This window comes from Yinghuangia aomiensis, assembly GCF_039542225.1.
GTDB classification, from domain to species: Bacteria; Actinomycetota; Actinomycetes; order Streptomycetales; family Streptomycetaceae; genus Yinghuangia; species Yinghuangia aomiensis.
In genome coordinates, this window is record NZ_BAABHS010000014.1 from 14,714 (window position 1) to 26,917 (window position 12,204).

The window sequence follows — 12,204 nt, forward strand, 5'->3', positions numbered from 1 at the left end:
GGGACCACTTCCGAACCCGCGGCCGAAACCGCTGCCTGACCCGTGGCCGAACCTGCCTCCGGGACCGCTCAGTTCGCGGCGGCCTCGGTCGCCACCCGCTTGGCCCAGCGGTAGTCCGGCTTGCCTGCGGGCGAGCGCGGGACGGCGTCGACGACCACGAGGTCGCGCGGCACCTTGTAGCCGGCGATGTGCGCCCTGCTGTGCGCGGCGAGTTCGTCGGCGCTCACGTGGTGGCCGTCGCGCAGCGACGCGACCGCGGCGACCCGTTCGCCGAACCGGGTGTCCGGGACGCCGACCACGACCACGTCGTACACCGCCGGATGCGACTTGAGGACGCCTTCGACCTCCTCCGGGTACACCTTCTCGCCGCCGGTGTTGATGCACACCGAACCGCGGCCGAGCAGCGTGACCGTGCCGTCGTCCTCCACCCGGGCGTAGTCGCCCGGCACCACCCAGCGCACCCCGTCGGCGTCGACGGGGAACGTGTCGGCGGTCTTGACGGCGTCCTTGTAGTAGCCGACCGGGATGTACCCGGTACGGGCGAGCCGCCCGGTCTCCCCCGGCGCGACCGGCTTCAGGTCGTCGCCGAGCACCGCGGTCTGCGGCTTGAGCGGGAACCGGCCCTCCGCGTTCTGCGCGCTGCCCGCGCCGAACTCGGACGCACCGAACCCGTCCGAGATGAACAAGCCCGGCACCAGCTCCCGCAGTTGGTCCTTGACCGCGGGCGACAGCAGCGCACCGCCCGAGCCGACGACCTTGAGCGCGGACACGTCGTAGCCGCCGCGCGCGATCTCGTCGGCGATCGGCCGGGCCATCGCGTCGCCGACCAGCATCATGGTGGTGGCGCCCTCGCGTTCGACCGAGCGGAGGATCTCCGCCGGGTCGTAGCGGTGGCCCGTCCACATGACCGCGGTCCCGGCGCGGAACAGCGTGATCCAGGTGACCCACTGGCCGTTGCCGTGCATCAGCGGCGTGGTGAGCATCTGCACCAGCGGCGGGCGCTCGGCGTGCACCGCGATGTCCTCGGGCACGTTCAGCGGGTCGCTGCCGTAGCTGAGCGCACCGAAGAAGATGTCCTCGGCCCGCCACTCGACGCCCTTCGGGAAGCCCGTGGTGCCGCCCGTGTAGACCATGTACCGGTCGTCGGCGGAACGCGGCCCGAAGTCCCGCTCCGAGGACGCCTCGGCGACCGCGTCCGCGTAGGAGCGCAGACCGGGCGTCGCCGGGTCGACCGGGACGCCGCTCTCGTCGTCCAGCCAGAACACCGCCGTCAGCAGCGGCGCGTCGGCGCGCACCACGGCGACCTTCGGCAGGTAGGTGCGTTCGACGACGAGCGCCTTCAGGTCCGCGTTGTCGACGATGTACCGCAGCTCGTCCTCGACATAGCGGAAGTTGATGTTGATCGGGACGACGCGTGCCTTGAACGCGCCGAGCATCGACTCCAGCCACTCCGCCCGGTTGCGCGCGTACACGCCCACGTGGTCGCCGGGCTCCAGGCCCGCCGCGAGGAACGCGTGCGCCACCCGGGTACCGCGCTCGTCCAGTTCCCGGTACGTCAGCCGCACCTCGCCCGCGACCAGCGCGAGCCGCTCCGGACACGTGTCGGCAAGGACTTCGTACAGGTCGGCCAGGTTGAACGTCCGCTCCGCCACGCTCAGCTCCCCTCGCCGACCACGCCGCGCAGCCCGTCCGCGCCGAACACCGGCTCCAGCACGCTGCGGAAGTCCGGGCCGCGGCGCAGGTGGTGCCCGCCGTCCACGTTGATCGCGTTGCCGGTGAGCCACGCCGACTCCGGGCCGACCAGGAACGCGGCCAGCGCCGCGATCTCCTCGGTCTCGCCGAACCGGCCCAGCGGCGTGCACGCCAGGTAGTCCTCCAGCAGCGGCCCGCCGTCGGTGATCATCTGCACCATGTCGGTGCGCACCAGACCCGGCCGGATGCTGTTCACGCGCACCCCGCTCGGACCCAGCTCGTCCGCGGCCAGCTGCACGAAGTGGTCGATGCCGGCCTTCGACACGCCGTACGCCCCGAACCACCGGTGCGTGTTCGACGACGCCACCGACGAGATCGCCACGAAAGAACCGCCGCCCGCCCGCACCATGTGCGGCGCGGTGTGCTTGAGCACCAGCATCGTGCCGGTGACGTTCAGCTCGACGGTGTCCCGCCACCGCTGGGTGTCGATCTGGGTGACCGGGCCCATCGTCGAGTTGCCGCCGGCCGACGCCACCACGGCCTTGATCGGGCCGAGTTCGGCGGCCTTCGCCACCGCCGCCTTGACCTGCTCCTCGTCGGTCACGTCCGCGACCGCGTACCCGACCTGCACGCCGGGCGCGGCGGTCTTGGCGATCTCCGCCACCGCGTTCTTCAGGCGGTCCTCGCTGCGGCCCGCGATGAGCACGTGCGCGCCGTCCGCGGCGAACCGCACCGCGCAGCCCAGGCCGATGCCGCTGCCGCCGCCCGAGACGAACGCCGCGGAACCGGAAAGGGGAAGGGAATTGCTCATCGGGGGTCTCCTTCGGAGGTCTCGGCCTTCGCCGGCCACAGGGGTTCGGGGATCTCGAAGCCGACCGGGGCACCCCAGCCGTTGCGGAACGCCACCTCGTGCGCGGACGTGCGCGGCGCGACCGCCCACCGGCCCGTCGGGTAGCCGAACGACACGCAGCACGACATGTGCCAGCCCTGGTCGGCCGGCACGCGGAGGATGTCCATCACCTGCTGCCGGTGCGCGATGCCCAGCACCGCGGTCAACGCCGAACCGACGCCCTCCGCACGCGCCGCGAGCTGCGCGCTCCACACCGCCGGGAAGATCGAACCGCCCGTCGGGTCGTGCTGCACGAAGCCGAACAGGAACAGCGGCACCTGCTCGAAGTTGTCCGCCAGCCACTGCGACGAACGCTGCACGCGCAGGAACTGCTTCGACTCGGCCGCGTCCGGATCGGCGTGCGCCGCGGCGATCTTCGGCGCGTACAGGGTCTGCCACAGGGCGGCCATCGCCTCCCGGTACAGCGGACCGATCTGCGCCTTCACCTCGGACGAGTCGACCAGCAGGAACCGCCAGCCCTGCGAGTTGCCGCCGCTCGGCGCACGCACCGCGGCGTCCAGGATGCGGGCCTGCACGTCGTGCGGGACGGGGTCGGGCTTGACCCGGCGCATCGCCCGGGTCGTGTACAGCGCCTCGTGGATGTCCATGGATCTCCTTGCGTGGATGGCCGTCGAGCGCGCGGCGGCCCGGCATTCGGGTGTGCCGTGCCGCCGCTTCCCCCGTCGAGTCGTCGTGGCCGCGCCGCACGGCGCGGGCATGCCCGGGTACGGGCCGCGTCAGACCACCGCGCCGGACGCGCGGAGTCCGCCGATCTCGTCGGCGTCCAGGCCCCAGGCGGCGAGCGCCGCGTCGGTGTCGCCGCCGTCCGCCGCCGGGCCCGGGTTGACCGGGCGGGCCGGGATCCCGGCGGGCGTGCCGCCGAACCGCGGTGCCGGGGCCGGCTCGGGAAGGCCGTCGACATCGTGGAACGTGCCGCGCGCGACATGGTGCGGGTGCGCGGGTGCTTCCAGCGGGGCGAGCACCGGCGCGAAGCACGAGTCGGTGCCTTCCAGCAGCTCGCACCACGCGTCGCGGGTCCGGGTGGCGAACACCTCGGCGAGGCGCGCCTTCATCGCGGGCCACGCGGTGCGGTCGTACTGCTTCTCGAACGCCGGGTCGTCGGCCAGGCCGATGCGGCGCAGGAGTTCGGCCCAGAAGTGCGGCTCGATCGAGCCGACCGCGACGAACTTCGCGTCGGCGGTCTCGTACACGTCGTAGAACGGCGCACCGCCGTCCAGCAGGTTCGTGCCGCGCGGGCCCAGGCCGCCGCTCGCCGCCATGGTGAACCAGGTGGCGCCGAGTGCCGCCGCGCCGTCGATCATGGCGGCGTCCACGACTTGGCCGCGGCCCGTGCGGGCGGCCGACAGCAGAGCGCTGACCAGGCCGTACGCGAGCAGCAGACCGCCGCCGCCGAAGTCTCCGACGAGGTTGAGCGGGATGCTCGGCGGCTGGCCTTCGCGGCCGATCGGCTCGAGCATGCCGGCGAGCGCGATGTAGTCGATGTCGTGGCCCGCGGCCTTCGCGAGCGGGCCTTCCTGGCCCCAGCCGGTCAGGCGGCCGTAGACCAGCTTCGGGTTGCGCTCCAGGCACACGTCCGGGCCCAGGCCCAGGCGTTCCATGACGCCGGGGCGGAACGGCTCGATCAGCGCGTCCGCTTCCCCGATCAGCCGCAGCGCGACGGCGATGCCGTCGGGCGACTTCAAGTCGAGCGCGGCGGAGCGCTTGCCGCGGTTCATCGGGTTGCGGGACGGGCCGTTGAAGCCCTTCCGGGCGGTGTCCGCCCGGTCCAGCCGCAGCACGTCCGCGCCGAGGTCGGCGAGCAGCATGCCGCAGAACGGTCCGGGGCCGAGGCCCACGAACTCCACCACGCGGACCCCCGCGAGCGGGCCCGAGCGGACCGGGGCGTCGTCAGGGGATGAAGCGGGCGTAACGGACGGGGACGCCTGGCTCACCATGCCTCCTGGTGTCGGCGGCGGGCCGCGGTCGGCCGGCGCTGGGGTGTGAGACACATGCACGGGATCTGACGAGACGTCAGACTAGACTTCAGTCTCACGCGGAGGCAAGATCACACCATGGCACCGTCCAACACCACGATCACCCTGACCCGCGCCCTCACCCGCGACCAGCAGGCCCGGCGCGAACGCCTGGTCAGGGCCGCCCTCGACCTCGCCGCCGAGGGCGGATACGCCTCCGTGACCATGCACGACGTCGCGGACCGCGCCGGCGTGGCCCGAGCGACGGTGTACCGCTACTTCACCTCCAAAGACCACCTCCTCAGCGAGGTGTCCGCGCTGTGGATCGGCCAGGTCATCGACGAACTGACCAGCCGCTCCCTCCCCGCCGAACCCGCCGAGAGCCTCACCACCATGCTCTGCCGGCTCGTCCAGGTCAGCGCCGAACACCGCCTCCTCACCGAGGCGATCCTGCAGGCCGCAACCTCGCCCGACCCCTCCGCCGAGGCCTCCCACGAGAACTTCCAAGGCTCCCTCGGACGCATCCTCGACACCGCCCTCGGCACCCCGGACACCCCCGAAGCCCAGGCCCGCATGGCCGACCTGCAGCACGTCCTCGGCCACGTCCTGCTCTCCGGCCTCCTCGGCCTCTCGCACCGCGGCCGCGGCGCCGAAGAAGTCCAAGACCTCATGCGCACCGCGGTCCGCCTCGTGATGTGAGCCCCTCCGGCTCCACCCGCCCCCGGCCTCCGCTTCCGCCGGACGCCGGCCGACACGTGACACCACGCCCACGACCTGCCCACGGGAGACCCGACCATGACAGAGCCCGAGCGCCGCATAAACCTGCTCGACCGCGACTGGTACGCGGGCGACCCCTCCGCCGACTACGCCTGGCTCCGCGAAAACGCCCCCGTCTACTACAGCGAGGAAGCCGGCGCCTGGGGCCTCACCCGGCACGCCGACGTCTCCTTCGCCGAACGCAACCCCGAGATCTTCTCCTCCGCGAACGGCTCGCGCCCCGTCGGCCGCCCCCAGCCGTCGATGATCGACTCCGACGACCCGCAGCACTACCGCCGCCGCAAACTGGTCTCCAAAGGCTTCACGCCCCGCCAGGTCAACGCGATGGAAGACCACGTCCGGGAAATCGTGAAGACCCTCATCGCCCGCATGCTCGCCCAGCCCGAGCGCAAGGCCGACCTCGTCCGCCAGTTCGCCGCACCGCTGCCGATGACCATGATCGGCGAAATGCTCGGCGTCGACCACGACCACCTCGACCAGCTCCAGCACTGGGCCGACGTCATGGTCATGCTCTCCGACGGCGGCGAACTCAGCTACAAGGCCGGCGAGGCCTTCACCGAGTACGTCGAATACACCACCAAAGTCATCGAGAACCGGCGCGCGAACCCGGACGCCACCGACCTCATCGGCATCCTCGTGCACGCCGAAATCGACGGCGAGAAGCTCGACTTCAGCGAACTCATCGGCGAATCCCTGCTGCTGCTCGTCGGCGGCAACGAGACGACCCGCAACGTCATCTCCGGCGGCCTCGCCCAGCTCATGAAGCACCCCGACCAGATGGCCCGGCTCCGCGAAGACCCGTCGCTCATCCCGAACGCCGTCGAAGAGTGCCTGCGCTGGGTCTCGCCCGTCGTCAACATGGCCCGCACGACGACCCGCGACGTCGAACTGCACGGCGTGACCATCCCGGCCGGCGAAACCGTCCTGCTGCTCTACGGCGCCGCCAACCGCGACACCGAGCTGTTCACCGAGCCGGAGTCCTTCGACGCGTTCCGCACCCCGAACAACCACATCGCGTTCGGCAGCGGACCGCACTTCTGCCTCGGCTCGTCACTGGCCCGGCTGGAGATCCGCGTCGCCTTCGAGGAGATCCTCAAGCGGCTGCCCGACCTCTCGCTGGAGGAAGGCGCCGAACTGCGGCACCACCCCAGCTCGTTCATCCGCGGGATCGCGGAGATGCCGGTCACGTACTGACGGAGCCGGACGGGCGCGGCGGAACCGCTCCCGGAACGCGAACCCCGGGCGGCGGCAAGGCAGGGAACGGGAGCACCCGCCTTGCCGCCACCCGGCACCACGAGTGGCGCGTTTTGTGCTGCGGGGGTGGTCTGTGGACAAGCGGACGGGGTGGGAGAACCAACCTGTGGACAGCCGGTTGCCACCCAGGCCGCGGACATGGAAGCGTGGTGTTTCGGGGCACCCCCCACAACCGGTGTGATCATCCGACCAACGTGGCTGGATTGCCGCCAAGACGCAGGTATGCCCGCCACCTCCCCCCGCGACGTATCCTCGGGCCTGGCCGGACGACCGGCCCGGGTGCGGGAACGCATCCGCAGACGCGTCGGGGGAGCAAGGGGGCAGGCCGCGTGAAGCCGCTCGAACCGGACGATCCGCGCGACATCGCGGGCTACCGCATCCTGCGGGTCCTCGGGGCCGGCGGCATGGGTCGCGTGTACCTCGGCCGCAGCCCGGGCGGCCGTACCGTCGCCGTCAAAGTCATCCGCCCCGAACTCGCGGACGACGCCGGCTTCCGCCAGCTCTTCCGCCGCGAAGTCGCCGCCGCCCGCCGCGTCGCCGGCGCCTGGACCGCACCCGTCCTCGACGCCGACACCGAAGCCGCCCGGCCCTGGCTGGTCACCGGCTACGTCGCCGGCCCGTCCGTCTACACCGCCGTCGACCGCTTCGGCCCCCTCCCCGAGGACTCCGTCCGCACCCTCGGCGCCGGCCTCGCCGAAGCCCTCCTCACCATCCACGGCACCGGACTCATCCACCGCGACCTCAAACCGACCAACGTCCTGCTCTCCCTCGACGGCCCCCGCGTCATCGACTTCGGCATATCCCGCGCCCTCGACGCCAGCGCCCACACCCGCACCGGCGCCACCGTCGGCTCCCCCGGCTTCATGTCCCCCGAACAAGTCGACGGCCGCGACATCGGACCCGCCACCGACGTCTTCTCCCTCGGCTCCGTCCTCGTCTTCGCCGCCACCGGCGAAGGCCCCTTCGGCTCCGGCAACGGCCAAGCCCTGATGTTCCGCATCGTCGCCAAGACCCCCGAACTCGGCGGCGTCCCACCCGGCCTGCGCAACCTGATCTCCGCCTGCCTCGCCAAGTACGCGGGCAACCGCCCCACCCCGCAGGAGATCCTCGACCAACTCGCCCCCGGCGGCAGCACCGAAGCCCTCATCGCCCCCGGCTGGCTGCCCGGCCCCCTGACCGCCGACCTGGGCCGCCGCGCGGTGGAACTCCTCGAACTCGACAGCCACGCCCCGGAAACGGGAAGCCTCCCGCCCCGACCCACGAGCAACCCGCCCGTGGCGTCGCCCGCGGGGGCACCGGCAAACCCGTCCGGCCACTCCGGCTTCATCAGTCCCTCGGGCACGTTCACTCCGCCCGGCTCATACGCCCCGTTCGAGGCCGCGTCGTCACCGGGTTCGCCATCCGCGCCTTCCGCGCCACCTGGGCGGAAACCCCGGCGCCGCACCACCCCGTGGCTCTACGTGTCCGCCTTCAGCGCGGCCGTCGCCATCGTCTGCACCTCGGTCCTCATCGCCCGCGCCGACTCCGACTCCTCCGGCACCCCGAAGTCCCCCACCATCCGCACGGGACCGACGAACGGCCCCGCCGGGCCCTCCGAGGCTCCCCCGGCCACCCCGCCGAAGGACTCCGCGACACCCACCACCACGGCGTCCGCCCCGACATCCAAGCCACCGTCCTCCGGCAGCACCGCCAAAGCAGGGACGGTCCCGGCCGGCTACCCCGGCACCTGGACCGGCGAACTCACCAGCGCCCGCGGCCAGAAGTCCACCTACACCGTCATCCTCCGCGCCACCCCCGACGCCAATGGCATCGTCGCCCACACCCAGGCCCACACCGTCGACATCATCCCGATCGACTGCGCCGGCGACGCCAAACTCGCCCCCGCAAACGGCGCCGGCCTCGTCCTCCAGGACATCCCCACCCCGCCCCCCACGACCATCGGCGGCCTCGCCGTCTGCGTCACCGGCGGCCAAACCCACCTCACCCTCAACCCCGACGGCACCCTCACCTGCGAACTCCAGGCCACGGGCTCCGGAAACCCGAAGGGAACCCTCCGCCGCACCGGCCCCTGAGCACGCGGCAGCCGCTGGGCCGATCGGGTGATCATGCGGCATTCGCCTGACCGAACTGGTGTGCGACAGGCAGCGTCGGATCCATGAGATTCATGGACCTCACCCAGCCCGAATACGCCTACATGTTCGGCTTCTTGCAGGCGGATGGACACCTCCACGCCGGCCCCGGAAACAAGGGGCGCCTGTCGCTGGAAGTCTCCAGCATCGACCGCGAACTGCTGCTGAAGTTCCAGAAGCTGTGCCCCTACCCCAGCTCGGTACGCGACCGGACGCGCAGCACGAACTTCAAGGCCGATCACACGTCGAGCACCTGGTCGATGTGCTCACTCGAGGGCCGCCGCACACTCTGCGCGCTGGGGCTCCCCTACGGGAAGAAGTCCACTCTGATCAGGCCGCCCACAGTCGAGTTCAGCGCCCGCGACTACATCCGGGGGCTGGTAGACGCCGACGGTGCAGTCGGATTCACTGCCAAGTCATACCCGTTCATCAGTCTGACTACGTCAAGCGACGACATCGCCCAGCACTTCACCGAGTTCGGCAAGGCAGTCGGCGGCGCCGCCCGAAACCCGGGCAAGAATGCCCGCGACAACGTCTTCAACATCCTCTACACGAGCGATCCCGCGGTGGCGATCGTTCAGGAGATCTACTACGAAGGCGCACTGACGCTCGACCGCAAGGCGACGAAGGCGCAGGCCGTCAAGGCATGGGACCGCCCGCCGACCATGCGCGCGCGGGCTACGCCGACGCGGTGGACTCCCGAGGACGACGCCATGCTGCTGGGCAACACGAATGCTCGGGCGGCCGCGCTCCTAGGCCGCACCGAGAAAAGCTGCACAATTCGCCGATGGAGGCTCATCGGCCCCGCGAAAGCCCGCGGAACTCGTTTCCACGCATGACGACAGGGGGGTGACGGGCTCGACCGTCACCCCCCTGCGCGTTCACCCCTTGATCGTGATCAGCGGCTTCAAGTGCGTCACAACCTCCACCAAGTCCTCCTGCTGCCGCATGACTTGCTTGAGGTTCTTGTAGGCGCCGGGGATCTCGTCAAGCACTCCGGCGTCCTTGCGGCACTCGACGCCCTCGGTCTGCTTGACCAGATCCTGCACCGTGAAGTGCTTCTTCGCCGCGTTGCGGCTCATCTTCCGCCCCGCGCCGTGCGATGCCGAGTTGAACGCGTCCGCGTTCCCGAGCCCGCGCACGATGTACGAGCCGGCGGCCATCGACCCGGGAATGATGCCGAGGTCCCCGCGACCGGCGCGGATCGCGCCCTTGCGGGTCACCAGCACGTCCACGCCCTCGTAGGTCTCCTCGGAGACGTAGTTGTGGTGGCAGGAAATCCGCTCGTCGAAGGTCACCTTCTTCTTGCGGAAATACGCCCGGACGACGTCCTCGAACAACGCCAGCATGACCTCGCGATTCAGCCGTGCGTACTCCTGCGCCCAGTAGAGGTCGCTGCGGTAGGCGTCCATCTCGGATGTCTTCGCCAGGAAGACTGCCAAATCGCGGTCCACCAAGCCCTGGTTGTGCGTCAGAGACCGCGCGACACCGATGTGGTGGTCAGCGAGTTCCTTGCCGATGTTCCGCGACCCGGAGTGAAGCTGAATCCAGATATGTCCAAATTCATCCTCATCTATGCTCACATAGTGGTTGCCGGCTCCCAGGGTTCCCAGCTGCGACTGGGCCCGCTCCCGCCGGAAATGCACCTCCGGCGCCAGCTCGTCGAACCGCCCCCACAGCGCATCCCACGCGCCGACTTCGAAGCCGTGCAGCTTGCGTACGTCGACGCGGTCCGGGTGCCCCAGGTGCCCCACCGGCACCGCCGCTTCCATCTTCGACCGCAGCGGCCCCAGGTCGTCCGGCAGGTCGGCCGCCGTCAGCGAGGTCCGCACGGCGGAGACACCGCACCCGATGTCCACCCCCACCGCCGCCGGGCACACCGCGTCCTTCATGGCGATGACCGAGCCCACCGTCGCGCCGCGGCCGAAGTGCACGTCGGGCATGACCGCGAGGCCGTGGAGCCACGGGAGGGTGGTGATGTTGCGCAGCTGCTGCATGGCCTGGCTCTCGACCTGCGAGGGATCGGTCCACATGCGGATGGGTACGTCGCGCGCGCCGGCGACTTCGGTGTACGTCATACAGAGTCAACTCCGTCGGTAAGTCCAGTGTGTGCCACGTCCGCGGAAGCGCGGTAGGGCCGTGGCCGTCCCGAAGGTCGGCACCCCGCGGCCGAAGGCGGCCCAGGGCGGCAAAAGCAGGACAGGGAAAGAAAGCGGGCACCCCCGCCGAAGGGCCGTCCCCGGCGTGCTGCCGGGCCGTGCACCCGGCGCTACTGCCGGGGCGGCCCCTCGGGGCGGCTGCGCCCGGGAAGGCGCGGCCGCCGGAGAAGAGCGGTTCGGGGTTACCTGCGACGGGCCGCCGCGGCGCGTCGAAGCGCAACGGGTCGGCCTTGTTCGCGGAACCGCACCGGACTGCTCCTCTCCTGGGCGCGGCTGCCACGGAGGTGGTCCGGAGCCGCGCGTCGTGGGGTGACGTGGTCCATGTAGCCATGCGGACGACCGTGCCCGCAAAGGGTTTTCCGCACGGCCCGACCGACGCCCCGACCAGCGCCCCGACCAGCGGAGAGAGTGCCCTGACCGGCTGGTGATCTCCGTGACACCGCACAGAGCGCCGCGTATGTTGGGAGCACATGGTCGTGCTCGGGATCGTCGCGCTCGCAGCCGCCGCGGTGGTCGCCCTTGTGGTCGTCGCGGTCGCGAAACGCGCCAGGACGCCGTTCCGGGGCGGGTTTTCGACGTGTGCGGAGGCCGTGGTGCGCGGCGGGCGCCGAATGGTGGTGGCGGGGGTCGTGGAGCCGCTCCCGCGCGAGGCGCGAGAGGCCGGCGAAGCAGGCGAGGCGGGCGGGACAGGTCGGGCGGCCAAGGCGGCCGGCGGTCTGGTGACCGCACCCGTGTCGGGTCGTTCCTGCGTCTGGTTCCACAGCACGGTGGTGGAGCACTGGGTCGAGGCGGAGCGGCCGCAGGTGCGGGATTTCGACGGCGACGGGCCGTTGCATCACGGGGAGTTGCGGCGGGCGCGGCGGGGTCGGAAGCGGACCGAGGCGGCGTCGTCGGAGTGCCGGTTCGTGGTGCGGGATGCGACGGGGTCGGTGGTGGTGGATCCGCGGGTGCTGCGGGCCGAGGGGCTGCCGGTGTCGGTGCGGGATTCGGTGGCGCGGGCGGCGGTGCCGGGTGCGGTCGCGGTGGATTTCGGTGCGGGTGCGGACCGGGTGCGGCGGTCGTCGCGGTACGAGCGGTCGGAGACGGTGCTGGTGCCGGGGCAGCATGTGGTGATCAGCGGACGGGTCCGGCACGAGCGTGACGGCACGCCGGTGTTGGCGGCGCGGCGGGTGTCGCGGCGGGCGGAACGGGCCGCGACGGGTGCCCGCGGGCGTCGCGGGTTGCGTCTGGGGTGGCTGGTCGGGGTGTTGTCCGCGGTGACGGGTGTGGCGGCGCTGCTGGCGGGCACGCGGCATTGAGCGGCGTGCCGGCCGCGTAGCCGCGACAACGCA

At 71.5% G+C, this 12,204-nt stretch carries 10 protein-coding genes; 5 read left to right on the forward strand and 5 right to left on the reverse strand.

Annotation, left to right across the window (positions count from 1 at the left end; genetic code table 11):
- Nucleotides 1-68: 68 nt before the first annotated feature.
- From ABEA93_RS20090 to ABEA93_RS20105, 4 genes are all read right to left on the reverse strand, one after another.
- Complete coding sequence (locus tag ABEA93_RS20090) at nucleotides 69-1,652, reverse strand: acyl-CoA synthetase (protein WP_345677014.1); 1,584 nt, start codon at nucleotides 1,650-1,652, stop codon at nucleotides 69-71.
- 2 nt (nucleotides 1,653-1,654) lie between these two features.
- A complete protein-coding gene (locus ABEA93_RS20095) occupies nucleotides 1,655-2,503 on the reverse strand; it encodes an SDR family oxidoreductase (RefSeq protein WP_345677015.1) in 849 nt (282 codons plus the stop codon).
- Nucleotides 2,500-3,189 carry a nitroreductase family protein gene (locus tag ABEA93_RS20100; RefSeq protein WP_345677016.1) on the reverse strand — a complete coding sequence of 230 codons (690 nt, stop codon included), beginning with the start codon at nucleotides 3,187-3,189 and terminating at the stop codon, nucleotides 2,500-2,502. The genes ABEA93_RS20095 and ABEA93_RS20100 overlap by 4 nt, the downstream gene beginning before the upstream one ends.
- Before the next feature lie 129 nt (nucleotides 3,190-3,318).
- Nucleotides 3,319-4,536, reverse strand: a complete 1,218-nt coding sequence (locus ABEA93_RS20105) for a CaiB/BaiF CoA transferase family protein (protein ID WP_425585014.1) — start codon at nucleotides 4,534-4,536, stop codon at nucleotides 3,319-3,321.
- A gap of 117 nt (nucleotides 4,537-4,653) precedes the next feature.
- On the opposite strand from ABEA93_RS20105, the gene ABEA93_RS20110 reads away from it, so the two are divergent.
- The 4 genes from ABEA93_RS20110 (at nucleotide 4,654) to ABEA93_RS20125 (ending at nucleotide 9,553) form a co-directional block, all read left to right on the forward strand.
- Nucleotides 4,654-5,253 (forward strand): TetR/AcrR family transcriptional regulator, encoded by a 600-nt coding sequence (locus tag ABEA93_RS20110; protein ID WP_345677018.1) that lies wholly within the window; start codon nucleotides 4,654-4,656, stop codon nucleotides 5,251-5,253.
- 96 nt (nucleotides 5,254-5,349) lie between these two features.
- Nucleotides 5,350-6,525 (forward strand): cytochrome P450, encoded by a 1,176-nt coding sequence (locus ABEA93_RS20115; protein ID WP_345677019.1) that lies wholly within the window; start codon nucleotides 5,350-5,352, stop codon nucleotides 6,523-6,525.
- Nucleotides 6,526-6,914: 389 nt separating this feature from the next.
- Nucleotides 6,915-8,657 (forward strand): serine/threonine-protein kinase, encoded by a 1,743-nt coding sequence (locus ABEA93_RS20120; RefSeq protein ID WP_345677020.1) that lies wholly within the window; start codon nucleotides 6,915-6,917, stop codon nucleotides 8,655-8,657.
- A 92-nt stretch (nucleotides 8,658-8,749) separates the two neighbouring features.
- Complete coding sequence (locus ABEA93_RS20125) at nucleotides 8,750-9,553, forward strand: hypothetical protein (RefSeq protein WP_345677021.1); 804 nt, start codon at nucleotides 8,750-8,752, stop codon at nucleotides 9,551-9,553.
- Between the two features lie 42 nt (nucleotides 9,554-9,595).
- Here ABEA93_RS20125 and ABEA93_RS20130 read toward each other — a convergent pair whose 3' ends face one another.
- Nucleotides 9,596-10,792, reverse strand: a complete 1,197-nt coding sequence (locus tag ABEA93_RS20130) for an RtcB family protein (protein WP_345677022.1) — start codon at nucleotides 10,790-10,792, stop codon at nucleotides 9,596-9,598.
- A 551-nt stretch (nucleotides 10,793-11,343) separates the two neighbouring features.
- Between ABEA93_RS20130 and ABEA93_RS20135 the strand changes: the two genes are divergently transcribed.
- Nucleotides 11,344-12,171 carry a GIDE domain-containing protein gene (locus ABEA93_RS20135; RefSeq protein WP_345677023.1) on the forward strand — a complete coding sequence of 276 codons (828 nt, stop codon included), beginning with the start codon at nucleotides 11,344-11,346 and terminating at the stop codon, nucleotides 12,169-12,171.
- Nucleotides 12,172-12,204 lie beyond the last annotated feature (33 nt).